Genomic DNA, 25,261 nt, shown 5'->3' on the forward strand with positions numbered 1-25,261 from the left:
CGTAAACCGAGCCCGTCCAGTGGCTAGAGGTCCAGGGTCAGCGGGCCGTCGCCCTGGGCGCGGGATACACAGATCAGCGCTTGCCCGGCATCGCGTTCGGTCTCGGTCAGCAATCCGTCCCGGTGGTCGACCGCACCCGCGAGCACCTTCACGCGGCACGTGCCGCAGAAGCCCTGCTGACACGAATACGGTGCGTGCACACCGGCTTTGATCAGGGCCGTGAGCAAGGTTTCGTCGGCCGCGACGGCGACGGTCTGCCCCGTCGAGGCGAGCTCGACCTTGAACTCGTGGCCATCGGTCACCGGGGGTGCGGCGAAGCGTTCGAAGTGCAGCTCGATGTCGTCCGCCCCGACCAGCCGGGCGCGGATCGCATTCAGCATCGGTGCCGGCCCGCAGGTGTACACGGAAGTGCCGGGGCGGCAGTCGCCCAGCAGGTCGTCGGCCGTCGGCAGGCCCTCGACGTCGTCGGTGCGGATCTGCACCCGGTCGCCGAACCGCGTCAGTTCCTGCAGGAACGGCAGGCTGTCGCGGCTGCGGCCGACGTACAGCATCGACCAGTCGATGCCGAACTGCTCGGCACGCGCCAGCATGGGCAGGATCGGGGTGATGCCGATGCCGCCGGCGATGAACCGCAGCGTGCGGGTCGGCGACCCGAAGCCGGGCACCGCCAGGGGGAAGGCGTTGCGAGGACCGTTGGTGGTGATCACGTCGCCGATGGCGAGTTGGTGTGCCTCGATCGAGCCACCGCCGCCATCGGGTATGCGCCGCACGGCAATTCGGTACGACCCCTGCACATCAGGATCGCCGCACAGGGAGTACTGACGGACCAGGCCGCTCGGCAGGTGGATGTCCAGATGCGAACCGGGGTGCCAGCGGGGCAGCTCGGTACCGTCGGCGCTGACGAACGTCAACGCCACCACGTCCTGATCGTGCGCGACCACCTGACGGTCGGCGATCCGCAACCGGATGGTGCGTTCGACAACCTCGGGCACTGGCGGCTTCCGCAGTCGCGTCGACACCCAGAACGTGCTGCTGACGACGGCGTCGGCCACCGTCACGAGCAGGTCGTGCGGCAACAGACCCATCACGCTGGGCGGCGCCAGACGTGACCGGAAGCGGCGCGCCTTCACAGGTGTGCGGCGCGGGCGGCGGGCGAGGCGGCCAGATACGCCACGGCCTGCGCGGTCGAGCCCATGTCTTCCGGGCTGTAGCTCGGCTTGAAGTACACCAGCGTCTGGATGAGCAACAGGTTCCGGTACTTCGGCAGGAGCCCCAGCTTGGAGTCGCGCATGCGCAGGCGCTGCGACTTCCACCAGCCGAGCTTGAGCTGCGGGTCGCTCTTGACCAGGAACCGCATGCCGCGCTGGAAGAACACGTACATCAGGACCGCCACCACGCTCATCGCACGGATGCGGTCGAAGTAGCTGTTCCGGAAGTACATGGCGACCTCGTGGGCCACCGAACGGTGCTCCACTTCCTCGGCGCCGTGCCAGCGGAACAGGTCGACCATCACGGGGTCGGCGTCGTAGTTGTCCCAGGTGCAGTTCAAGACGAAGTCACCGAGCACCGCGGTGTAGTGCTCGACGGCCGCGATGAACCACAACCGCTCGATGAGGTTGTTCATCTTGCGGCGCGGGTCGGTCGTCTTGGCCGGGGCCAGGATTTCCTCGAAGACGAACTCGACCTGATCCAGCATCGGCGTGACGTTCATGCCGCTGCGGACCAGGTAGTCGTTCATGACGGTGTCGTGGGCCTCGGCGTGCATGGCCTCCTGGCCGATGAAGCCGCGGACGTCCTCGGCGAGCTTCGGATCCTTGATCAGCGGGAGCGCTTCGTTGAAGGTCTCGATGAACCAGCGCTCACCGGCCGGAAGCAGGATGTTCAACAGGTTCACCACATGCGAGGCGACGGGGTGGCCGGGAATCCAGGACATCGGCTTGTCCGCGGTCTCGAAAGCCACGTTTCGGGCCTGGATTTGCACCGGACCCGGGTCGACCTCGTGGGTGAAACGTTGTGGTCGCAGCATGGAACAGCTACCTCCGGATCCTCAAGCGTCGTTGCGAGTGGATTCAGTGTAAGCGTTTTATGTGGGAACGGCGGTACTGGGTTTTGCCGAAATACGCCGAAACGGCATTCCAGCAGTCAAAAACGGGCTGATGACCTGCTGGAATGACGTTTGGGCAAAAGTTACATACCGGGGATCGACATGCCCGGCTGCGGGCCGACAGGCGTCGCCTGCACGGTCGTCACACCGTTGGAGCCGACGTGCGGACCCTGCGGGGCGCCCGCAGCGCCTGCTGCGCCGCCGCCGGAGGCGGGCGCACCGGCTGAGGCGTTCTCGACGGCCTTCGTGGTGCAGTTCAGCATCAAGATGACGCGGCCATGGCTGCCCATCTTCTCCTGATCGACGATGCACTGCGCCTGCGGCACGTCGCTGCCCACCGAGCCGCCGAAGGTGGCCTTCACGCCCTGGCTCTTGAGAATCGACACAGCCCGCGCGTACGACTCACCCACCACATTCATGGAGCCGGAGCCGCCGGGATCGGACGCGGCCACGGACGAGCCGAACACCGCGGTGGCACCTACCGCCACTGCACCTGCTGCCACGGCACCGGCCGTCAGCATCTTCAGCTTGTTCACCTGACCTCCTCGAGTACAGCGAAGATAGCGCAGATCACGGGGTGGAGAAACTCGAATCAACCCAATCCCGGTGTCACCGCGTCGCCCATCACCTGCGCCAACGTCGCTGCGCGCGGGTCGGAAAACAGGTCTTCGAGGAGGATTTTGCGGCCGTCGGGACCGGCGAGCGGCACCCGCCAGTTCGGATATTCGTCACTGGTGCCCGGCTGATTCTGGGTCCGCACGTCGCCGACGGCGTCGGGCAGGGCCAGCGCCAGCAGCCGCGACGGGGTGCGGGTCAGGTACCGGTACAGGGCCAGGACGGTCTGGTCGGCATCGATCGCGTCGGGGGCGTTCGGCGGCAGCAGCCCCGCTGCCCGCAGGACGTCCAGCCAGCGCTGCTGGTCGGCGTGATCGGCCGCGACCTCTTCTTTGTAGGGGCGGGTCAGCAGACCGAGGTCGCGGCGTAGCCGCAGATGCGCGCCGGCCAGATACCCGGCCGTCGGCGGCAGGTCGTGCGTGGTCACCGCCGACAGGCAGTACTCACGCCAGCGCGGCGCGGGCAGCGGGCCGCCGTCCCGATCGGCTTCGAACCACAGGATCGACGTGCCCAGCAGGCCGCGGTCACGCAGGTAGTCGCGAACCCATGGCTCGACGGTGCCCAGATCCTCGCCGACCACCACCGTGCCGGCCCGGTGCGCCTCCAGCGCCAGGACGCCGATCATCGCCTCGTGGTCGTAGTGGACATAGGTGCCGTCGACCGGCGTCGCACCCTCGGGGATCCACCACAGCCGGAACAGGCCGATGATGTGGTCGATGCGGACCCCGCCGGCGTGCCGCAGCACCGCTCGGACCACGGCGCGGAACGGCTCATAGGCTCGCTCGACGAGCTCGTCGGGGCGCCACGGCGGCTGGGACCAGTCCTGCCCGAGCTGATTGAACTCATCCGGCGGCGCCCCGGCCGACACCCCGGTGGCCAGCACGTCCTGCAACGCCCAGGCGTCGGCGCCGCCCGGATGCACGCCCACTGCCAGATCATGGACGATGCCCAACGACATCCCGGCCTGGACCGTGGTGGCCTGCGCCGCGGTCAGCTGATCGTCGAGCTGCCATTGCATCCAGCGGTGGAAATCGATACGGCTGTCGTGCTTTTCAGCGAAAGCCCGCACCGCGGGATGGTCGGGGTGCTGAAACTCCGCGGGCCAGTCGCGCCAGTCGGCGCCGTGCTTTTCGGCCAGCACGCACCACGTCGCGAAGTCGTCGAGCGTGCGGCCGGTGCGTCGTCGGTACCCGTCGTAGGCCAGCGCGCGGCCGGCCGATCGGTTGGCTCGGTACACCTCTTTGAGCGCGTTGCGCTTGGACTTCCAGGCCGCGTCCCGATCGATGAACTCGTTCTTGTCGGCCCGGGACTGGGCGTCGACCCGGGCCTTGCGCAGTGTCGCCGGCGTGCGGACCGCGGTGTACTCCGGGATGGCCTGCACCCGCAGATACAGCGGGTTGGCGAACTGGCGCGAGGTCGGCAGGTACGGCGACGGCTCCATCGGGGCCACCGGACCCGCCGCATGCAGGGGGTTGACCAGGATGAAATCCGCGTGGTGCCGGGTGGCCGACCAGACGGCAAGGTCCGTGAGGTCGGTGAGATCGCCCGTGCCCCAGGAGTTTTGCGAACGCACGCTGTAGAGCTGGGTGGCCAGGCCCCAGGCCCGGCCGTTGCCCAGCCGGCTCGGCAGCGCCAAGGCGTCGGGGGTGACGATCAGGACGGCGTCGGCGTCCGCGACGGTGCCGGCCTGGACGTGCAGCCGGTGATAGCCCAGTGGGAGATCAGCGGGCAGCTCGAAGGTTGCCTCGCCGATCAAGCGACCATCGAGATTGAACGGCGGCCGGTTGTTCTCCAACTGGCGCAGCCCCGCCCGCACCGAACCGTCCTCCAATCGGATCCACACGCCGACGGGCGCGCCGTGGGTGACGTGCACCCAGAAGCTCGACGGCTGACCCGACCGGGCGACGATCGTGGGGGACAAGGTGCGCTGCCAATACGCGCGTTCGTGATCGGCCAGGGCCGCCGCGCAGGCGTCGTCCGAATCCGCCGGTATGCCCAGGGCGCCGAGGACGGCGACCAGCGTCGCGGCGGCGACGGCGTGCTGCGCACCGCTCCAGTCGACGTACTCGGTGGCCACACCGTGGCGTCGGGCGAGCTCGACGAGCGACGCGGTGCGATCAGTCATGCGCGCCATCTTGCCGCGATTCGGAGCACCATGGGAGCTGAGGCGCGGACAGAACGTGCCGCGATACGCTGCGCGCGGAGGTGTCGACGTGAGTTCCGATCTGCTGTCCGACGTGCTGCCGACCATGTTGCACGACCCGGTCTCGTACGCCATTCCGTTCTTCGTCGTCGCGCTGCTGCTGGAGTGGGGCGCGGCTCGCAAGCTCGCGTACGACGAACAGCCGCGGCCGCCGTCCGGCGCCTACCTGCGCGCCGATGCCTGGGCCAGTATCTGGATGGGTGCGGTGTCGCTGTTCACCAGCGGTGTGCTGAATTTCCTTGCGCTCGTCGGCTATGCGGCCCTCTATGTATATGTCGCGCCGTGGCACCTGCCCGGGAACGCCTGGTACACGTGGGTGATCGCGATCCTCGGCGTCGACCTGATCTACTACACGTACCACCGGATGGCCCATCGGGTGCGGCTGTTCTGGGCCACGCATCAGGCGCACCATTCCAGCGAGTATTTCAACCTGTCCACCGCGTTGCGGCAGAAATGGAACCCGTCCGGGGACCTGTTGATGAAGGCGGTGCTACCTGCGCTCGGGGTGCCGCCGTGGATCGTGTTCGCCAGTTTCTCGGTGAATCTGGTGTACCAGTACTGGATTCACACCGAGCGCATCGGGAAGCTCTGGCGCCCAATCGAATACGTCTTCAACACGCCGTCGCATCATCGGGTGCACCACGGCCGGGACCAGCAGTACCTCGACAAGAACTACGGCGGGATTCTGATCATCTGGGACCGGATGTTCGGTAGCTTCACGCCCGAGACCGCGCGGCCGAACTATGGCCTGACCAAACCTGTTGGTACGTACGATATCTGGAAGCTGCAGACGCACGAGTACTTCACCATGGTGCGAGATGTGCGTGAGGCCAACGGATTCGGTGAGCGGCTGGGTTATGTATTCGGCCCGCCGGGGTGGCAGCCGCACGGTCCGGAGTCCGCTCCGGTTCGCTGACCGGGGCATAAATGCTGTCAGTGCGCTGTGATTCCTCCGCGATAACTCATTGTTTGCGAACTGTTTTGATTTTTGCGAGCGCAAACCCTGACGTGTGGCGGAACCGTCGGTACTGTCGGTGAGCGACAGGGGTGAATCGCAAACCAAAGGAGCTGGACTTTCATGGGTGACACACTTCAGAAGGGCGAGAAGCTCGAGGTCGGCCAGTCGCTGACGTCGAACAACGGTGCCTACCGTCTGGTCCTGCAGGACGACGGCAATCTGGTGCTGTACACGGGGGAGCAGTCTGTGTGGGCCACCGGCACCAACGGCCAGGGCGTCCAGCGTGCCGAGGTGCAGGACGACGGCAACTTCGTGCTGTACACGGCGGACAAGCCGGTGTGGGCCAGTGACACCAAGGGTGCGGACAACGTCCGGCTGGTGCTGCAGGACGACCGCAACCTGGTGCTGTACAGCGGCGACGACGCCAAGTGGTCGTCGGACACGCACACCGACGAGGTGCCCGCGGCGCCGGTCGAGGCTGCTCCCGAGCCGGTGGTGGTCGAGGCCGTTGCCGAGCCGGTCGCCGTCGAGGTCGTTGCCGAGCCCGAGCCCGCCCCGGCGCCCGAGGCGCCGGCGGCACGCACCTACACGGTGCAGTCGGGTGACACCCTCTGGGCCATCTCCGAGCAGTTCTACGGCGACGGTAGCCGTTACCCGGAGATTGCCAGTGCCAGCGGGATCGACAACCCGGACCTGATCCAGCCCGGTCAGCTCCTGACCATTCCCTGACCTGGACGGACCTTGGCGGCCCGGATCGAAAGATCCGGGCCGCCAGTGCATTTCAGGGGCGGCTTGTTTGCTGGTGTGCGGCCGGTGCCGGTGCGTCGGCAGACACTTTCCCGTCCCGTGTTTCGGACGTGCGGGGTAGGCTGGCGCGACGTCCGTCCCGAGGTGATGGGAGAAGGTCATGTTTGTGGGGGGTTTGCGGGCCGCGGTAATCGCGGCGGCCGCGGTGCCGATGTGCGTTGTCGGCGGCCCGACGCCGGGCGCGGCGGCGGATCCCGGAGTGCTGGTGTACCCGGGAATGGAGATCCACCAGGGCACCACGCGCTGCACGCTGGGCTATGTGGACCCGGCCGCGCGGACCGGGTATACCGCTGGCCACTGCCGGGGCAACGGCCCGGTGACCGACAAGGACGGCCGTTTCATCGGCACCATGATCACTTTCCGGGACAACACGCCCGACGGCGCCACGATCGCGACCGACCACCAGATCTCCGACTGGGAGTCCATCACCATCGCCGGCGACGTCATGGTCAACAACATCCTGCCGGGCGGGCGGATGCTGGTCACCGACCCCGCGGTGAATCCGCAGCGCGGCGTACCGGTCTGCCACTTCGGCGTCGTCACCGGCGAGACCTGCGGCACCGTCGACGCGGTGAACAATGGCTGGTTCACCATGTCCAACGGCATTGTCAGCCAAAAGGGCGACTCGGGCGGCCCGGTGTACACGATCACCCCGGACAACCGGGCGGTGCTGGTTGGCGTGTTCAACAGCACCTGGGGGCATTTCCCCGCGGCGGTCTCGTGGAGCGCGACCGACCAGCAGACCAATGATGCCGTCGTGCAGCAGGCCGGCGGCTAGCGACCCCGGCTCTGCGCACGTTGACCCTGTACTGAGGGCGCAGAAGTGCGAGTGGGCCGCGCCGTGGTTTCAGGGTGAACCGTTGCTTCGGCGTGCTCGCGTGTTGATCCTGCACTGAGGGCGGCCTCGGCCCGGTGTATCGCGGCGCACCTGGGTGAGGAAAGAAACTAGAACACGTTCTAGCCATGGCCCTCATCCGACGTTATTGTCTAGTCGATCATTGATCAGACACGTGTCCAGGTTTCCCGAACGACCGCGCTGGACACCACTGAGACCGGCCCAGGAGAGACGATGCAAACAGTTCCCGAGACCGTCAACGCCGCCGACGTCACCGATTGGTCCGACGAGGCCGACGTCGTGGTGATCGGCTTCGGTATCGCCGGTGGCTGTGCCGCGGTCAGTGCTGCCGCCGCCGGCGCCAAGGTCCTGGTGCTGGAGAAGGCGGCCGCCGCGGGCGGCACCACGTCCATGGCCGGCGGCCACTTCTACCTCGGCGGCGGCACCGCCGTACAGCAGGCGACCGGCCACGACGACAGCGCCGACGAGATGTACAAGTATCTCGTCGCCGTCGCCCACGACCCTGAGCACGACAAGATCCGCGCCTACTGCGACGGCAGCGTCGAGCACTTCAACTGGTTGGAAGACTTGGGTTTTCAGTTCGAACGCAGCTACTACCCGGGCAAGGTGGTGGTGCCGCCGGGCACCGAGGGCCTGTCCTACACCGGCAACGAGAAGGTGTGGCCGTTCTGCGAGCAGGCCAAGGCCGCGCCCCGCGGGCACTCAGTCCCGGTGCCGGGCGAATTGGGCGGCGCGGACATGGTCATCAAGCTGCTGCTGAAAAGAGCGGACGAACTCGGCGTCGAGATGCGCTACGAAACCGGCGCGACCAACCTCGTGGTGGACGAGCAGGGCCGGGCGGTCGGCGTCCGCTGGAAGAACTTCGGAGTGACGGGCGCGGTCAAGGCCGGCGCCGTCATCATCGCCGCCGGCGGCTTCGCGATGAACCCGGAGATGGTGGCCGAACACACGCCGGCGCTGGGCCAGAAGCGAAAGACCAAGCACCACGGCGAAGTTGAGCCCTACATCCTCGGCAACCCGAACGACGACGGGCTGGGCATCAAGCTCGGCGTGTCCGCCGGCGGCGTCGCCAGGAACCTGGACCAGCTGTTCATCACGGCCGCCGCCTACCCGCCGGAGGTCCTGCTCACCGGCGTCATCGTCAACCAGAATGGCCAGCGGTTCGTCAACGAGGACTCCTACCATTCGCGCACTTCGGCTTTCGTGCTCGAGCAGCCCGACCAGGTGGCCTACCTGATCGTGGACGAAGCGCACACCGAGATGCCGGCGATGCCGTTGATCCGGTTCATCGACGGCTGGGAGACCGTCGCGGAAATGGAAGCGGCGCTGGGCATTCCGGCCGGGAACCTGGCCGCGACGCTGGAGTGCTACAACGCCAACGCCGCGGCAGGTGGCGACCCCGACTTCCACAAGCAGCCGGATTACGTTGCGGCCCAGGACAATGGGCCGTGGGCGGCATTCGACCTGTCGCTCGGGCGGGCCCTGTACTCCGGGTTCACCATGGGCGGCCTGTCGGTCAGCATCGACGGCGAAGTGCTCCGCGAGGACGGCAGCGCCGTGCCGGGCCTGTACGCGGCGGGTGCGTGTGCCTCGAACATCGCGCAGGACGGCAAGGGCTATGCCAGTGGCACCCAGTTGGGTGAAGGGTCGTTCTTCGGCCGCCGGGCCGGAGCCCACGCCGCGGCAAGGTGATCGGCTAGACGGGGGCGGGTGCGCCGTCCTCGTCTTCGATCCGGGTGAGCCGCCACTCGCCGTTGCCCAGCAGTTCCAGCTCCTGCTGGTGGTGCTGTTCGACGGTGCTGCGGTGGCTGACGCTGACCACGGTGGTGTCCGGCAGTTCGGTCCGAACCAGTTGGTACAGCATCATTTCCAGGCCCTCGTCGAGGGCCGAGGTGGACTCGTCGAAGAAGACGGCCTTGGGCCGGGTCAGCAGCACGCGAGCGAAGGCGACGCGCTGCTGCTCGCCGGGGGAGAGCACCTTGGCCCAGTCGTCGACCTCGTCGAGGCGGTTCGCCACATGCGGCAGCGCGACCTTGTTCAGGACCTCGTGCAGTTCGGCATCGGTGTGCGAACCCACCTTGCCCGGGTAGGACACCACGGCGCGCAGATCACCCAGTGGCACATACGGCAGCTGGGACAGGAACAGCGTCTCGTTCTCGTCCATCGGGAAGTGCATGGCGCCCTCGCAGAAGGGCCACAGCTTGGCCAGACTGCGCAGCAGGGTCGTCTTGCCGCTGCCGGACGGACCGGTGACCACCAGTGCTTCGCCGGGATACAGGCACAGATCCAGCGGAGCGATGAGTTCGCGGCCGTCCGGTGTGCTCACCGTGACCTTCTCCAGCGTGATGGTGTCGTCGGGGCAGTCCTCGGTGGCGAGCGCCGGCAGGTGCCGCGCCGCGTCGTTGGCCGTCACCAGGCCGTGCAGACGGATGATGGCGGCGCGATACCCGGCGAACTGGTCGTACACGTTGCGGAAGAACGACAATCCGTCCTGGATGCTGCCGAACGCCGACGCCGTCTGGTTCATGTCGCCGAGCTTGATCTCACCGGCGAGGAATCGCGGGAACTGCAGCACATATGGCAGCGGCACGATGATCTGGCTCATCGACAGGTTCCAGCCGTTGAGGCCGATCATCCGGTTGACGTACCGCTTGTAGTTGTCCACGACCGGGGCGAACAGCCGCCGCAGACCTGTCCGCTCGGCGATCTCACCGTGGTAGAACGCGACAGCCTCTGCCGCGTCGCGCATCCGGACGAGCGCGTAACGGAACGCCGCGTTGAACCGTTCGTTGTCGAACGACAGCCAGATGATCGGCCGGCCGATCCAGAAGGCCACCACCGACGCGATCAGGACGTAGCCGAGTCCGATCCAGAACATCGCCTTGGGGATGGTGAGCCCGGCGATGGTCAGGGTGCCGGACAGGTTCCACAGAATCGCGGTGAACGACAGCATCGACGCGATGGCGTTGATGGCGCCGAACAGCAGCGTCGAGGTGGTCATGTTGTTGGGCGTGTTGGGCAGTGGGCCCACGCCGGCGGTGAAGATGTCGATGTCGCTCTGGATGCGCTGGTCCGGGTTGTCGATGGTGTCGTCGATGAACCGGGACCGGTAGTACGCCTTGCCGTCCAGCCAGTCGCCCGTGAGCCGGTCGGTCAGCCACGCGCGCCACCGCAGGATGAACCGCTGCGTCATGAACAGGTCGAGCATGATGCGGCTGACGTGCAACACGGCCAGCAGCGAGAAGATGCCGATCGACATCCAGAATCCGTGCGCCCCGGAGTCTTTCACCGCCTGGTCATGACCGGCCAGGCCGGAGGCCACCACCTGGAAGCTGGTCATCAGATCGTTGCTCTGATAGCTGAACAGCACCGTGAGCCGAACGCCGGTGATCACCGACAGCAGCATCGCCGCCAGCCACAGCCACACCTTGAGGCTCTCGCGGCCGATGAAGTAGCCGCCGGTGATGCGCCAGAACTGCCTGCCCCAGACCGTGAACCGGCCGATGGCGGTCACCACCACCAGCGTCGATACCGCTGCGATCAGCCAGGCTTTGACGATCCACCACAGCGAGGTGGTGAGCTCATGGCCCCATTCGAGCGTCGGGGTGAACAAATCCATCCCCGCAAGGTACCCGTGCTCTATTGACGCGCGCGCCGCGACAGGCTCGGGCAGTGCCCGAGAGGTGGATGGTTGAAGAAGTGCCGGCGGACCGGCCCGGTACCTTTGACCTGTGGCGAAAACCAGCACCGCGAAATCCGGCCGGCTGAGCAGCAAGTTCTGGAAGCTGCTCGGTGCTTCCACCGACAAGAACCAGAACCGGTCGATGAATCAGGTTCAGGCGTCGGCGGAGTTCGACGACAAGGCCGCCGGGCTGGACGACGAGCAGGTCACCAAGGCAGCCAAGCTGCTGGAACTGTCCGAGCTTGCCGACGCCGCCGACATTCCGCAGTTCCTGGCCATCGCCCGCGAGGCGGCGGAAAGGACGACGGGCCTGCGCCCGTTCGACGTGCAGCTGCTCGGTGCGCTGCGCATGATGGCCGGCGACGTCGTCGAGATGGCCACCGGTGAGGGCAAGACCCTGGCCGGCGCGATCGCCGCGGCCGGCTACGCGCTGGCCGGACGGCACGTGCACGTCATCTCGGTCAACGACTACCTGGCGCGCCGAGACGCCGAGTGGATGGGACCGCTGCTGGCGGCCATGGGCCTGACGGTCGGCTGGATCACCGCCGAGTCGACGGCCGACGAACGGCGCGCCGCCTACGAATGCGACGTCACCTACGCCTCGGTCAACGAGATCGGGTTCGACGTGCTGCGCGACCAGCTGGTCACCCACGTCGACGACCTGGTGTCGCCGCGGCCCGACGTCGCGCTGATCGACGAGGCCGACTCCGTGCTGGTCGACGAGGCGCTGGTGCCGCTGGTGCTCGCCGGCACCACCCACCGCGAGACACCGCGCATGGAGATCATCCGGCTGGTCGGGGAGATGACCTCTGAGAACCGCGTGGACGACTCGCTGCAGTACTACGACACCGACGCCGACCGGCGCAACGTGCACCTGACCGACGCGGGCGCGCGCAAGCTCGAGAAGGCCCTCGGCGGCATCGACCTGTATGCCGAGGAGCACATCGGCACCACGCTGACCGAGGTCAACGTGGCTCTGCACGCGCATGTGCTGCTGCAGCGCGACGTGCATTACATCGTGCGGGACAACGCCGTTCACCTCATCAACGCCTCCCGCGGCCGCATCGCGTCGCTGCAGCGCTGGCCCGACGGACTGCAGGCCGCGGTCGAGGCCAAGGAAGGCATCGAGACCACCGAGACCGGCGAGGTCCTCGACACCATCACCGTCCAGGCCCTCATCGGCCGCTACCCGACGGTGTGCGGCATGACCGGTACCGCGCTGGCCGCCGGTGAGCAGCTGCGCCAGTTCTACCGGCTCGGGGTGTCGCCGATCCCGCCGAACACGCCGAACATCCGCGAAGACGAGGCCGACCGCGTCTACATCACCGCGGCCGCCAAGAACCAGGCCGTCATCGAGCACATCCAGCAGATCCACGAGACCGGCCAGCCGGTGCTCGTCGGCACCCGCGACGTCGCCGAATCCGAAGAGCTGCACGCGAAACTGGTCAAGGCCGGCGTGCCCGCCGTCGTGCTGAACGCCAAGAACGACGAAGAAGAAGCCGCCGTCATCGCCGAGGCGGGCAAGCTCGCCACCGTCACCGTCTCCACCCAGATGGCCGGCCGCGGTACCGACATCCGGCTCGGCGGATCGGACGAAGCCGACCACGACGCCGTCGCCGAACTCGGTGGCCTGCACGTCATCGGCACCGGCCGGCACCACACCGAACGCCTCGACAACCAGCTGCGCGGCCGCGCCGGCCGCCAGGGCGACCCCGGCTCGTCGGTGTTCTTCTCCAGCTGGGAGGACGACGTCGTCGTCTCGCACCTGGAGCCCGAGAAACTGCCGACGCAGACCGACGAGGACGGCCGGATCGTCAGCGACCGTGCCGGCCAGATGCTCGAGCACGCCCAGCGCGTAGCCGAGGGCCGGCTGCTGGACGTGCACGCCAACACCTGGCGCTACAACCAGCTCACCGCGCAGCAGCGCGCGATCATCGTCGAACGCCGAGAGACGTTGCTGCGCACCACAACCGCGCGTGACGAACTCAAGGAGCTGACGCCGGACCGGTACCAGGAACTGGCCGACGAGGTCGGCGAGGACGAGCTCGAACGCATCTGCCGGATGATCATGCTGTACCACCTGGACCGCGGCTGGGCCGACCACCTGGCCTACCTGTCCGACATCCGCGAGAGCATCCACCTGCGGGCGCTGGGACGTCAGGACCCGCTCGACGAATTCCACCGCATGGCGGTCGACGCGTTCGCATCGCTGGCGGCCGACGCCATCGAGGCCGCGCAGCAGACCTTCGAGACCGCCAACGTGCTGGAGGACGAGCCCGGCCTGGATCTGTCGAAGCTGGCCCGCCCGACATCGACGTGGACGTACATGATTCACGACAACCCGCTGGCCGACGACACGATGGCAGCGCTGAGCCTGCCCGGGGTGTTCCGTTAGGTTTAGCCCATGAGCACCAGTGGCCCGGAAGCCGATTCGAGCGACCGGGTGCTGACGATTCCCAACGCGCTCAGCGCGTTGCGGTTGCTGCTGGTCCCGGTGTTCCTCTACCTGCTGTTGTCGGTGCACGCCAATGGCTGGGCCGTCGCGATCCTGATGTTCAGCGGCTTCTCGGACTGGGCGGACGGCAAGATCGCGCGCCTGGTGCCGAACCAGTCGTCGCGGCTGGGCGAACTGCTGGACCCGCTGGTCGACCGGATCTACATGCTGGTCGTGCCGGTCGCGCTGGCGATCGCGCACGTCGTCCCGTGGTGGATCGTGCTGACCCTGATCGGCCGCGACCTGGTGCTGGCGGCCACCCTGCCGCTGGTACGCAGCCGAGGTTTGACCGCGCTGCCGGTGACCTACATCGGCAAGGCCGCGACGTTCGCGCTGATGTCCGGATTCCCGCTGGTGCTGCTGGGACAGTGGCCGGACGCCTGGAGCCGGGTGGTGCTGGCCTGCGGCTGGGCGTTCCTCGTCTGGGGCATGGCCATGTATCTGTGGTCCGCCGTGCTGTACCTGATCCAGGTGACCATGGTGCTGCGGGAACTGCCGCCGGTCGCGAGGTCCGCGGCGTGACGGAAGCCGGGACACCCCGGGACCGGGCACTGGGCGGCTACCGGCCGGAAGCCGGCCGCAACAGTCACGTCGCCGACGAGCCGGTCCGGATTCCGGTGCCGTCGCTGCTGCGCTCGCTGCTCACCGACCATCTGGATCCCGGTTATGCCGCAGCGGCGGAGCGCCGCCAGGCGTCCGGCGACAGTGCCCGACGGACACGCTCCCGTCTCGCCGACGGTGCCTGGCTGCTGGTCGGCGTCGCCGCGGTGTCGGTCGTGTTCGGGACGGCGGCGCAGCACGCGGTGTCGATGGCCCCGGCCACCACCCAGACCCAACATGTCCTGTCCGCCAACGCGCGCACCGCCGAAGGGCGGACCCGCGACAGCACCGCCACCCGCGACGCCCTGGCCGGTGAGGTGGAGGCCGCGCGCCGCAGCCGGTTGGCCGGCGACGCGCAGGGCCGCGAACTGCTGGCCGCCCTGGAGCAGGCCGAGTTCGGTGCCGGCGTGACCGCCGTGACCGGCCCGGGCCTGACCGTCACCGTCACCGAACCCCCGCCGAGCCCCAACCTGTCCGACGTGTCGAAACAACGGGTTGCCGGCAGCCCGCAGACCATCCTGGACCGCGACCTGCAACTGACCGTCAACTCGTTGTGGGCGGCCGGAGCCGAGGCGGTGTCCGTCGGCGGCGTGCGGATCGGGCCGAACGTGACCATGCGGCAGGCCGGCGGCGGCATCCTCGTCGACAACCAGCCGGTGGCCAGCCCCTATGTGGTCGTCGCCATCGGGCCGCCCCACGCCATGCAGGAGGTGTTCGAGCACACTCCCGCCATGCAGCGGCTGACGCTGCTCGCCGCGTCGTACGGGGTGGGCATCAGCGTGCAGACCCGGGACCGGCTGACGGTGTCGGCCGCATCAGTACGAGATGTCAACTTCGCCAGGCAAAGTGGGCCAAAGTGATTGGGGCCGAATTGAGATTGGGTATGCGCACGTGATCGGGATCGCGGCACTGGTGGTCGGCATCGTGCTGGGGTTGATCTTCCACCCCAGCGTGCCCGAAGCGGTCCAGCCGTACCTGCCGATCGCCGTCGTCGCGGCGCTGGACGCGGTGTTCGGGGGACTGCGGGCCTACCTCGAGAACATCTTCGATGCCAAGGTCTTCGTCATCTCGTTCGTCTTCAACGTCCTGGTCGCCGCGGTGATCGTCTACGTCGGCGACCAACTGGGTGTGGGCACGCAGCTGACCACCGCGATCATCGTGGTGCTCGGTATCCGGATCTTCGGGAACGCGGCGGCCCTGCGCCGCCGGTTGTTCGGGGCGTGACGGTGGAGCCGGGGCGAGCGGAGCGACGGGAAGAACCACGGCATGGCTGACGACGAACAGCACCACGGCGAAGCCGAACCCGTGGCCGAACATCACGGCCGGCACGAGCTGCCCGACGGTGTCCCCGCTCGGCTGCCGCGCACCCGGTCCCAGTTGATGTTCGGTGCGCTGGCCGTCCTGCTCTGTGTATTGCTCGGCGTGGCGATCGCGACGCAGGTGCGCCAGACCGAATCGGGTGACGCGCTGGACACCGCCCGGCCGGCCGACCTGCTGGTGCTGCTCGACTCGCTGCAACAGCGCGAGGCGTCCCTCAATACCGAGGTGGCCGATCTGCAGAAGACGCTGTCGGCGCTGCAGGCGTCGGGCAACAGCGACCAGGCCGCCATCGAGAACGCGCAGGCCCGGCTGCGTGCCCTGTCGATCCTGATCGGGACGGTCGCGGCCACCGGCCCGGGCGTCACCATCACCATCGAGGACATCGCTCCCGGCGTCTCGCCGGAGACCCTGCTCGACGTGATCAACGAGCTGCGCGCGGCCGGCGCCGAGGCCATGGAGATCCGGTCCGGACGGGGCGATCAGCAGACCGCGGTTCGGGTCGGGGTCGATACCTGGGTGACCGGCGCCGCGGGCGCGCTGGTGGTCGACAACGTGACCATGAACCCGCCCTATTCGATTCTCGCCATTGGTGATCCGCCGACCCTGGCGGCCGCGATGAACATCCCCGGCGGGGCGATGGACAGTGTCAAGCGGGTTGGCGGCACAATGACCGTGCAACAGGCCGACACGATTGACGTCACTGCCTTGCGGCAGGCAAAACCGCGCCAATACGCTCAGCCGGTCAAGTAGCCGCCGGGCCGCGGTAATCGAGCCGTATCCTATGTACCCCACCAACACTCAAGGAGCGTCGTGAGCGAAACGCCAGCCGATCTGCTGTACACCACCGAGCACGAATGGGTGCGCCGCACCGGCGAGGGCACCGTGCGCGTCGGAATCACCGATTTCGCGCAGGGCGCGCTGGGTGACGTGGTCTATGTCGATCTGCCCGAGGTCGGTACCACCTTGGCCTCCGGCGACGTGTTCGGTGAGGTCGAATCGCCCAAGACGACCTCGGAGCTGTACGCCCCGATCGCCGCGAAAATCGTTGCGGTCAACGGTGATCTGGAAGGCTCGCCCGACCTGGTCAACTCCGATCCCTACGACGCCGGCTGGCTGATCGAACTGCAGGCAGACGCGGCCGAACTGGACAGCCAGCTCGCGGGTCTGCTCGACGCTGACGGCTACCGGGCGACCCTGGACGAGTAACGCCTTTGTTAGGGTGCTGCGGTCCGGTTCGGCCGCGGCGACACCAAAGTCGGCTCGGCGGATCCGGCGGTGGCGGGCACACTCGCCCGCGCCGCGCGGTACGGTCAATAGTGGGACGTATGCGACATCGATGACTGCTGGCAGGACTGCCGGCTGGTCGTGCAAGAGAGCGCCACAGCAGCCAGTAGAGGAGCAGCGCGTGACGGATAACGACAGCGGTTCGGGGACTGATTTCGGGTCCGAGGAGACAACGGTGGAGACCACATCGGTCTTCCGTGCGGACTTCCTCAATGAGCTCGACGCCCCGGCTTCGACGAGCGGCACCAGTGCCGTCTCCGGAGTTGAAGGACTGCCGGTGGGCTCGGCCCTCCTGGTGGTCAAGCGCGGGCCGAATGCCGGCTCGCGGTTCCTGCTGGATCAGCCGAGTACCTCGGCGGGACGTCACCCGGACAGCGACATCTTCCTCGACGACGTGACGGTGAGCCGCCGGCACGCCGAGTTCCGGCTCGAGTCCGGTGAATTCCAGGTGGTCGATGTCGGCAGCCTCAACGGCACCTACGTCAACCGCGAGCCCGTCGACTCGGCGGTGCTGGCCAACGGGGACGAGGTCCAGATCGGCAAGTTCCGCCTGGTGTTCCTGACCGGCCCCAAGGCCGACGACAGCTCGGCTGGCTAGAGCCGGCGGTCAGTACATGACGCAGCCCGACCGCAGTGCAGTGGCCGGGATGTCGATCGGAGCGGTGTTCGATCTGCTCCGACCAGACTTCCCGGATGTGACGATTTCCAAGATCCGGTTCCTGGAGGAACAAGGTCTGGTCACGCCTGAACGCACTGGGTCGGGCTACCGTCGTTTCACGGCCTATGACTGCGCGCGGCTGCGGTTCATCCTGTCCGCGCAGCGCGATCAGTACCTGCCGCTGAAGGTCATCAAGGCCCAGCTGGATGCCCAGGCCGACGGCGCGCTGCCGTCGAACGGATCCGCTTACGGCGTACCGAAATTGGTGCCCGATCTCGACAGCGACCAAGACGGTGGCCCAGCTGATGTCGCGCCTGCCCAGGTCCGGCTCAGCCGCGAGGATCTGCTGCAGCGCTCCGGCATCAAGTCGGAGCTGCTCGCCGCGCTGGTCAAGAGCGGCGTGATCATTCCCGGCCCGGCGGGGTTCTTCGACGAACACGCCGTGGTCATCGCTCAATGCGCCCACGCGCTGGGCGATTACGGCGTCGAGCCGCGGCACCTGCGGGCCTTCCGGTCCGCGGCCGACCGGCAGTCGGACCTCATCGCCCAGATCGCCGGGCCCATCGGCAAAGCCGGCAACGCCGGGGCCCGCGACCGGGCCGACGAACTGGCCCGCGAGGTCGCGGCGCTCGCCATCACGCTGCATACCTCGCTGATCAAGTCTGCGGTGCGCGACGTTCTCGATCGCTGAGGACTAGACTCGAATTCGTTGATGGCACACGGATTGCGGAGGGCAGACGCAGATGGGCGAGGTTCGTGTGGTCGGCATTCGGGTGGAGCAGCCACAGAACCAACCCGTGCTGTTGCTCCGCGAATCAGACGGTGATCGGTACCTGCCGATCTGGATCGGGCAGTCCGAGGCTGCGGCCATCGCGCTGGAACAGCAGGGCGTCTCGCCGGCTCGTCCCCTCACGCACGACCTGATCCGGGATCTGATTGCCGCGCTTGGTCATTCACTGCGCGAGGTGCGCATCGTGGATCTGCAGGAAGGCACCTTCTACGCCGACCTGGTGTTCGACCGCGACATCACGGTGTCGGCGCGGCCGTCGGACTCGGTGGCCATCGCGCTGCGGATGGGCGTGCCGATCTACGTCGAGGAAGCGGTGCTGGCCGAAGCCGGTCTGTTGATCCCGGACGAGAGCGACGAGGAGCCGTCGGGGGCGGTGCGCGAGGACGAGGTCGAGAAGTTCAAGGAGTTCCTCGACAGCATTTCGCCGGATGATTTCAAGGCCACCTGACCGGTCCGGGGGAACGTCCGTCGGGGCGTTGTCACGGATGCGTCTCAGTTAGGTCAGCAGGCGTCGACACGCGGTGCGCCGTTTGCAGATTCGACGAATCCGCGCCACATACTTTCCTCGTTCTGGCAACAGTCTGATCGGCGGCTCGCCGCCGATGGGCTGAAGTGGCCCGGCGGGAAGCGTATGCTCGACACATTCGAGCAGCGGACATGCCCGCCGAGCAGCAATGGCCGCCAGGCAGGGTTAGTTCGATCGGCGAGAGGATCAGGCAGTGGGCGACGACACGCCACGTCAAGAGCAGTTGGACCTGACGACCAACGGCGTGCCTGAGCAGGCCGCCCCGACGCCGGCTCCGATGCCGGTGCAGGCAGGCCTGTTCCCTGATGAATCCGTGCCCGACGAACTGGTCGGCTACCGCGGGCCGAGCGCCTGCCAGATCGCCGGCATCACCTACCGCCAGCTGGACTACTGGGCGCGTACCTCGCTGGTCGTCCCGTCGATCCGCGGCGCGGCCGGCTCCGGCAGCCAGCGCCTGTACTCGTTCAAGGACATCCTGGTCCTCAAGATCGTCAAGCGCCTGCTCGACACCGGCATCTCGCTGCACAACATCCGCGTCGCGGTCGATCACCTGCGCCAGCGCGGTGTCCACGACCTGGCCAACATCACGCTGTTCTCCGACGGCACCACCGTCTACGAGTGCACCTCCGCCGAAGAGGTCGTCGACCTGCTGCAGGGCGGTCAGGGCGTGTTCGGCATCGCGGTCTCGGGTGCCATGCGCGAGCTGACGGGCGCCATCGCCGACTTCCCGGGCGAGCGGGCCGACGGCGGCGAGTCCATCGCCGCACCCGAGGACGAGCTGGCATCCCGGCGCAAGCAGCGCGACCGCAAGATCGGCTGAGGCCACTCACCAGCAGACATCGAACTGCCCCTTTCCCATGGAGAGGGGCAGTTTGCTTGGGGGCACCCCCTCTGGGGGACTATGAGCGGCCCGTGGCGAACCACCGGTAGACTGGCGCGCGCATCGACCCGACGCGGGAGAGTTCTGTGGCCGCCAGCCATGGACGCCGAAGGAGCAATACCTCTCCATCAACCTCTCAGGCCCCCGGACCGCGCCGGAGCCCGATGCCTCTGGAAAGCGGCGAGCTGTGCCTCGCCCGCCCATGGGGAAAGGCCGACCATCGTCGGGCCGAATCTCTCAGGCACCGACGACAGAGGGGGAGGAACCGCAAGCGGTTCGCCTGGCATGTCTGCCCCGAGCCTGAACGTCTGGAGAGGCCGTCATGACCGACAGCACGTCTCGTTCCTCTGCTGAGCACCACCAGCTTCGCTTCGTCGACCGGCACATCGGTCCGGACGCCGACGCGGTGGCCACCATGCTCGGGGTCATCGGCGTCGACTCCCTGGAAGAGCTCGCCGCCAAGGCACTGCCCGCGGGCATTCTCGACGCGCTGTCGGGCGCCGGACTGGCTCCCGGCCTCGACGAACTGAAGGCCCCGGCCACCGAAGAGCAGTCGCTGGCCGAGCTGCGCGCGCTGGCCGACACCAACACCGTCGCGGTGTCGATGATCGGCCAGGGCTACTTCGACACCCTGACCCCGGCGGTGCTGCGCCGCAACATTCTCGAGAACCCGGCCTGGTACACGGCCTACACGCCGTACCAGCCGGAGATCAGCCAGGGCCGCCTCGAGGCCTTGCTCAACTTCCAGACCATGGTCACCGACCTGACCGGCATGGAGATCGCCAACGCGTCGATGCTCGACGAGGCCACCGCCGCGGCCGAGGCGATGACGCTGATGCACCGCGCCGTCAAGGGCGACTGCCGCCGCCTGGCCGTAGACGTCGATGTCTACCCGCAGACCGCCGCCGTGCTGGCCACCCGCGCCGAACCGCTGAACATCGAGATCGTCACCGCCGACCTGCGCGACGGCCTGCCCGAGGGCGAGTTCTTCGGCGTCATCGCCCAGGTGCCGGGTGCCAGCGGTGCGGTCAATGATTGGTCCGCGCTGGTCACGCAGGCCCACGAGCGCGGCGCGCTGGTCGCCCTCGGTGCGGACCTGCTGGCGATGACGCTCGTCACCCCGCCCGGTGAGATCGGGGCCGACGTGGCCTTCGGCACCACGCAACGTTTCGGTGTGCCAATGGGATTCGGCGGGCCGCACGCCGGTTACCTGGCCGTGCACGGTAAGCACGCCCGTCAGCTGCCGGGCCGTCTGGTCGGCGTCTCTGTCGACGCCGACGGCGCCAAGGCCTACCGGTTGAGCCTGCAGACCCGCGAACAGCACATCCGCCGGGACCGGGCCACCAGCAACATCTGTACCGCCCAGGTCCTGCTCGCGGTGATCGCCGCGATGTACGCCAGCTACCACGGCCCGCGCGGGCTGACCGCGATCGCGCACCGGGTGCACGGCCACGCGCTGGCTGTGGCGATGGGCCTGAAGGAGGCCGGCGTCGAGGTGGTGCACGGCGCGTTCTTCGACACCGTCCTGGCCAAGGTGCCGGGTCGGGCCGAGCAGGTGCAGGCGGCCGCCAAGGAGCGCGGCATCAACGTCTGGCTGGTGGACGCCGACCACATCTCGGTGTCCTGCGATGAGGCGACCACCGCCGATCACGTCGACGCGGTGCTCGCCGCGTTCGGCGCGACCCGCGGCGGCCACCACTGGGCCGGCCCCGAAATCCACACCCGCACTTCGGAATTCCTCACCCACCCGGCGTTCTCGCGGTACCGCACCGAGACCGAGATGATGCGCTACCTGCGCTCGCTGGCCGACAAGGACATCGCGCTGGACCGCAGCATGATCCCGCTGGGTTCGTGCACCATGAAGCTCAACGCGGCCGCCGAGATGGAGCCCATCACCTGGACCGAGTTCGCCCAGCAGCATCCGTTCGGCCCGGCGTCGGACACCCCGGGGCTGCGCAAGCTGATCGCCGACGTCGAGTCCTGGCTGGTGAGCATCACCGGCTATGACTCGGTCTCGCTGCAGCCCAACGCCGGATCGCAGGGGGAGTACGCGGGGCTCCTGGCCATCCGCGCCTACCACGAGGCCCGCGGGGAAGCCGGGCGCAACATCTGCCTCATCCCGTCCAGCGCGCACGGCACCAACGCCGCGTCGGCCGCCATGGTCGGCATGAAGGTCGTGGTCGTGGCGTGCCGCGAGAACGGCGACGTCGACCTGGATGACCTGCGCGCCAAGGTTGCCGAGCACGCCGGTGACCTGGCCGCGCTGATGATCACCTACCCGTCCACGCACGGCGTGTACGAGCACGACGTCGCCGACATCTGCGCCGCGGTGCACGACGCCGGCGGTCAGGTCTACGTCGACGGCGCCAACCTCAACGCGATCGTCGGCCTGGCCCGCCCCGGCAAGTTCGGCGGCGACGTCAGCCACCTGAACCTGCACAAGACCTTCTGCATCCCGCACGGCGGCGGCGGTCCGGGCGTCGGCCCGGTGGCGGTCCGCTCGCACCTCGCGCCGTACCTGCCCGGCCACCCGCTGGCCGCCGAGCTCGCCGACGACCACACCGTGTCGGCGGCCCCTTATGGCTCGGCGTCCATCCTGCCGATCACCTGGGCGTACATCCGGATGATGGGCGCGGCCGGTCTGCGGGCCGCGACGCTGACGGCGATCGCGTCGGCCAACTACATCGCCCGCCGCCTCGATGAGCACTACCCGGTGCTGTACACGGGCGAGAACGGCATGGTCGCGCACGAGTGCATTCTGGACCTGCGGGCCATCACCAAGGCCACCGGCGTCACCGTCGACGATGTGGCGAAGCGCTTGGCGGACTACGGTTTCCACGCGCCGACCATGAGCTTCCCGGTGGCCGGCACGTTGATGGTCGAGCCCACCGAGAGCGAGAGCCTTACCGAGGTCGACGCCTTCATCGCCGCGATGATCGCGATCAAGGCCGAGATCGACCAGGTCGGCTCCGGTGAGTGGCCGGCGGACGACAACCCGCTGCACAACGCGCCGCACACCGCCGAGTGCCTGCTGGTCGACGAGTGGAAGCACCCGTACACCCGCGAACATGCCGCCTACCCGCTGGGCAAGGGCTTCCGCCCCAAGGTGTGGCCGCCCGTCCGTCGCATCGACGGTGCGTTCGGCGACCGCAACCTGGTGTGCTCCTGCCCGCCGATCGAGGCGTTTGCCTAGGTCCGCGCAAAAACGTCCCGCTCAGAGCCTCTGAGCGGGACGTTTTTGTACGTAAGTTGCAGCGTGTCGTGCGCAGACACGCACGCTCGCGAGGGGTTATTTAGGGCAGTGCGGCGGCGACCGCGTTGGCCAGTTCGGGAGCCGCGGAGGTGGGCACGCCGGTGTACGTGCCGCCGGTGATCTGCGAGACGGCCTGCCAGGTCGAGCCGTCCGAGTCGGTGCCGATGTCGATGACGTTGATCGCCACCGGGCGGCCGGCGTCGAACGCCGACTTGATGTAGTCCTGCAGGCCCTGACCGTCCAGCGACTGGTCGGTGTGCGGGCCGGAGGTGATCACCAGGATCGAATTGGGCTGTCCCTCGACATATTTCGACATCGCGTCGCCGTAGAGCATGCGCAGCGTCGTGAACGAGACGTGACCGCCGCCCGAGGAGCTCTGGTTGTTCAGGTTCGAGATCAGCTGAGCCGCGTGTGCCTGCTCGCTGAGCGGGGCCACCGGAATCTCGTTGCGGCCCGCCACGCCGTCGAACGTCCACAGACCCACCGAGCTGTTGGGCGACATCGCCTTGAGCCGGTCCATCAGCGCGGTGGTCACGTTGCCCAACCGCGTCTTGGCGCCGTCGCTGATCGGCATCGACTGATCCAGCAAGATCGTCACGGCGGCGCTCTTCGACGTGCCACCGACAGCGTTGGCCAGCGTGGCGCGCGTGTTGGTGTCGCCGATCGCGAGGGCGTCGGGCAGTGCGCCGAGGCTCACCACGTCGTTCTTCGGGGGATCGCCACCGTCGACGCGGAAGCCGGCCTTCGACAGCTCGGCGAGTTGCTCGGGCTTGCGCAGGAAGCGTTCGAATTCGCTCGCCGCGGTGACCTCTTCGTGCGACAGACCCTCGCCGGCGAGCAGCACGGCCGGGTAGTCGGCGACCGCCGGTGCGCCGGGCGGCAGCCAGGCCGCCAGCTTGCCCTTGGCGTTGTCGGTGTGTTGCGACCGCTGGTAGAGCTGCTGTTCGGTGGTGACGACCGCGTGCACCGGCGCGGTGGCCGGGTCGCTCGCGGAGATCAGCGCGTCCAGCGCCGTCGAGACCTTGGGATCGGAGAGCTTTGGCTGCGCGGCCATCAACCGGTGCACGGCGCCCGCACCGGCATTCGCCGGGCCGCCATTGGCTGCGGCAGAGGCGACGGCCTCGGCCGCCAGGTAGGCCGCGTCACTGTTGTCGACGGTCGGCAGCGCCAGCCGCAGCGAGCCCCAGCCCGGCAGGCTCAGGCCGTCCAACGCCGTCGGCGTCGTCTGCAGCCCTGGCAGGGTGCCCCAGTTCTGTTGGGCCAGGGCATCTTTGAGCTGCGGCCGGACGGCCACCAGCACTGGTGACGTCGCCAGCGACTTCGCCTCACCGCTGATCGCCTGGTCACCGGCACCGGCCACCAGCCGGGCCGCCGACACCGAACTGGCCGGCACCCACAGGGCCGGGCGCGGTCCCAGGTTCGACGGCCACTTGTTGACCACACCGTCGACGACCGCGGTCGGATCGGTCGCCTTGACCTCGACCTTGACGCACTTGTCGCCGACGGGTGCGGCGGACTGGTTGTACTTGCCGGCCAACGAGCCCAGCTGATCGGAGATCGACGGGTCGGCCATGACGGGCACGCTGACCGAGCCGGACACGCACCGCGCCGAAGCCTCCCGGCTGCGGTCGGACAGCACGCTGCCGAAGAAGCGCCAGAGGATCACCGCGGCGACCACGACCACGACGGTCACCAGGGCGGCGATGACGCCGACGCTGACCCCGCGGCGCTTGGTGGCGATGGCCCGGTGGCTGCCGGTCCATTCACCACCCTCCCAGTCGCCGCTGTGCGCGCGGACCGATGCCCGGCGTGGGACGGACGGGAACGCCTGGGTGACGCTCTCGGATCCGGTGAGGTCGGGTTGGTCCGAATAGTCGGCATCGCCGTAGTCGGCGTCGGGCTCATCGGTCTCGTACCGGTCGCCGGGGCCGGCGGGCGGGGCGGGCACAGCTGGGGTGGCAGCAGGCCCGGTGGCAGCAGGCGGCATCCCGTGCATCTCGGCCCAGTCGTCCGGCACCCGGAACCCCGGAGCGCCGGTGGCGGATTCGTCGGCTTCCGGGATGTCCGGCGACAACGCGTCGTAGTCGGAGACTTCGTCGTCGGGTGACTCGTCGTCGGGAGCTCTGTGCCTACCCATTGGTGTCTGCTCCTGGTGTCGGCGTGCAATCGGCGGACCCGCGTCGCAAGACGTGGGCCCGCCGAATTTTAATCAACGATGATGGGGGAGTTAA

Annotated in this window: 21 protein-coding genes and 1 riboswitch; of the genes, 15 read left to right on the forward strand and 6 right to left on the reverse strand. The window is 68.1% G+C overall.

Annotation, left to right across the window (positions count from 1 at the left end; genetic code table 11):
- Nucleotides 1-23: 23 nt before the first annotated feature.
- The 4 genes from A7G45_RS15540 to malQ all read right to left on the reverse strand — a co-directional run bounded on the left by A7G45_RS15540 (nt 24) and on the right by malQ (nt 4,844).
- Nucleotides 24-1,085, reverse strand: coding sequence for a PDR/VanB family oxidoreductase (locus tag A7G45_RS15540; RefSeq protein WP_260938485.1), 1,062 nt, complete (start codon nt 1,083-1,085; stop codon nt 24-26).
- 41 nt (nt 1,086-1,126) lie between these two features.
- A complete protein-coding gene (locus A7G45_RS15545; protein ID WP_043399827.1) occupies nt 1,127-2,026 on the reverse strand; it encodes a metal-dependent hydrolase in 900 nt (299 codons plus the stop codon).
- Nucleotides 2,027-2,187: 161 nt separating this feature from the next.
- Nucleotides 2,188-2,640, reverse strand: coding sequence for a hypothetical protein (locus tag A7G45_RS15550; protein WP_260938486.1), 453 nt, complete (start codon nt 2,638-2,640; stop codon nt 2,188-2,190).
- 56 nt (nt 2,641-2,696) lie between these two features.
- On the reverse strand, nt 2,697-4,844 hold the full coding sequence (malQ, locus tag A7G45_RS15555; RefSeq protein ID WP_260938487.1) for a 4-alpha-glucanotransferase: 2,148 nt from the start codon (nt 4,842-4,844) through the stop codon (nt 2,697-2,699).
- Nucleotides 4,845-4,968: 124 nt separating this feature from the next.
- On the opposite strand from malQ, the gene A7G45_RS15560 reads away from it, so the two are divergent.
- From A7G45_RS15560 to A7G45_RS15575, 4 genes are all read left to right on the forward strand, one after another.
- Nucleotides 4,969-5,838 carry a sterol desaturase family protein gene (locus A7G45_RS15560; protein ID WP_051955090.1) on the forward strand — a complete coding sequence of 290 codons (870 nt, stop codon included), beginning with the start codon at nt 4,969-4,971 and terminating at the stop codon, nt 5,836-5,838.
- Between the two features lie 162 nt (nt 5,839-6,000).
- Entirely contained in the window at nt 6,001-6,609 is a 609-nt protein-coding gene (locus tag A7G45_RS15565; RefSeq protein ID WP_043399833.1) for a LysM peptidoglycan-binding domain-containing protein, read from the forward strand.
- A gap of 178 nt (nt 6,610-6,787) precedes the next feature.
- Nucleotides 6,788-7,465, forward strand: coding sequence for an Rv1815 family serine proteinase (locus tag A7G45_RS15570; RefSeq protein ID WP_377041998.1), 678 nt, complete (start codon nt 6,788-6,790; stop codon nt 7,463-7,465).
- A gap of 291 nt (nt 7,466-7,756) precedes the next feature.
- A complete protein-coding gene (locus A7G45_RS15575; protein WP_260938488.1) occupies nt 7,757-9,235 on the forward strand; it encodes an FAD-binding protein in 1,479 nt (492 codons plus the stop codon).
- 4 nt (nt 9,236-9,239) lie between these two features.
- On the opposite strand, the gene A7G45_RS15580 is transcribed toward A7G45_RS15575, so the two are convergent.
- The gene (locus tag A7G45_RS15580; protein ID WP_260938489.1) at nt 9,240-11,162 is read right to left on the reverse strand and encodes an ABC transporter ATP-binding protein/permease; all 1,923 of its coding nucleotides are present in this window, start codon (nt 11,160-11,162) and stop codon (nt 9,240-9,242) included.
- Nucleotides 11,163-11,274: 112 nt separating this feature from the next.
- On the opposite strand from A7G45_RS15580, the gene secA2 reads away from it, so the two are divergent.
- The 11 genes from secA2 (at nt 11,275) to gcvP (ending at nt 22,970) form a co-directional block, all read left to right on the forward strand.
- Nucleotides 11,275-13,620, forward strand: a complete 2,346-nt coding sequence (gene secA2 / locus A7G45_RS15585; RefSeq protein WP_043985695.1) for an accessory Sec system translocase SecA2 — start codon at nt 11,275-11,277, stop codon at nt 13,618-13,620.
- Nucleotides 13,621-13,629: 9 nt separating this feature from the next.
- Nucleotides 13,630-14,241, forward strand: a complete 612-nt coding sequence (locus A7G45_RS15590; protein WP_043399846.1) for a CDP-alcohol phosphatidyltransferase family protein — start codon at nt 13,630-13,632, stop codon at nt 14,239-14,241.
- Nucleotides 14,238-15,179 carry a DUF881 domain-containing protein gene (locus A7G45_RS15595; RefSeq protein WP_260938490.1) on the forward strand — a complete coding sequence of 314 codons (942 nt, stop codon included), beginning with the start codon at nt 14,238-14,240 and terminating at the stop codon, nt 15,177-15,179. The genes A7G45_RS15590 and A7G45_RS15595 overlap by 4 nt, the downstream gene beginning before the upstream one ends.
- Nucleotides 15,145-15,543, forward strand: coding sequence for a small basic family protein (locus A7G45_RS15600; RefSeq protein ID WP_276555237.1), 399 nt, complete (start codon nt 15,145-15,147; stop codon nt 15,541-15,543). Before A7G45_RS15595 ends, A7G45_RS15600 begins: the two co-directional genes overlap by 35 nt.
- A gap of 42 nt (nt 15,544-15,585) precedes the next feature.
- Nucleotides 15,586-16,389 (forward strand): DUF881 domain-containing protein, encoded by an 804-nt coding sequence (locus tag A7G45_RS15605; protein ID WP_043399853.1) that lies wholly within the window; start codon nt 15,586-15,588, stop codon nt 16,387-16,389.
- Between the two features lie 60 nt (nt 16,390-16,449).
- Nucleotides 16,450-16,845, forward strand: coding sequence for a glycine cleavage system protein GcvH (gcvH, locus tag A7G45_RS15610; protein WP_043399855.1), 396 nt, complete (start codon nt 16,450-16,452; stop codon nt 16,843-16,845).
- A gap of 199 nt (nt 16,846-17,044) precedes the next feature.
- Complete coding sequence (gene garA, locus A7G45_RS15615) at nt 17,045-17,521, forward strand: glycogen accumulation regulator GarA (RefSeq protein WP_043399857.1); 477 nt, start codon at nt 17,045-17,047, stop codon at nt 17,519-17,521.
- A 16-nt stretch (nt 17,522-17,537) separates the two neighbouring features.
- Complete coding sequence (ftsR, locus tag A7G45_RS15620) at nt 17,538-18,272, forward strand: transcriptional regulator FtsR (RefSeq protein ID WP_043399860.1); 735 nt, start codon at nt 17,538-17,540, stop codon at nt 18,270-18,272.
- Between the two features lie 52 nt (nt 18,273-18,324).
- On the forward strand, nt 18,325-18,819 hold the full coding sequence (locus A7G45_RS15625; RefSeq protein WP_043399863.1) for a bifunctional nuclease family protein: 495 nt from the start codon (nt 18,325-18,327) through the stop codon (nt 18,817-18,819).
- A gap of 271 nt (nt 18,820-19,090) precedes the next feature.
- A complete protein-coding gene (locus A7G45_RS15630; RefSeq protein WP_260938491.1) occupies nt 19,091-19,717 on the forward strand; it encodes a MerR family transcriptional regulator in 627 nt (208 codons plus the stop codon).
- Nucleotides 19,718-19,841: 124 nt separating this feature from the next.
- Nucleotides 19,842-19,939: riboswitch (glycine riboswitch) on the forward strand.
- Between the two features lie 160 nt (nt 19,940-20,099).
- Nucleotides 20,100-22,970, forward strand: coding sequence for an aminomethyl-transferring glycine dehydrogenase (gcvP, locus tag A7G45_RS15635; protein WP_260938492.1), 2,871 nt, complete (start codon nt 20,100-20,102; stop codon nt 22,968-22,970).
- A gap of 100 nt (nt 22,971-23,070) precedes the next feature.
- On the opposite strand, the gene A7G45_RS15640 is transcribed toward gcvP, so the two are convergent.
- Nucleotides 23,071-25,167 carry a VWA domain-containing protein gene (locus A7G45_RS15640; RefSeq protein ID WP_260938493.1) on the reverse strand — a complete coding sequence of 699 codons (2,097 nt, stop codon included), beginning with the start codon at nt 25,165-25,167 and terminating at the stop codon, nt 23,071-23,073.
- Nucleotides 25,168-25,261 lie beyond the last annotated feature (94 nt).

Origin of the sequence: Mycolicibacterium llatzerense, assembly GCF_025331195.1 — a bacterium.
Lineage (GTDB): Bacteria > Actinomycetota > Actinomycetes > Mycobacteriales > Mycobacteriaceae > Mycobacterium > Mycobacterium llatzerense.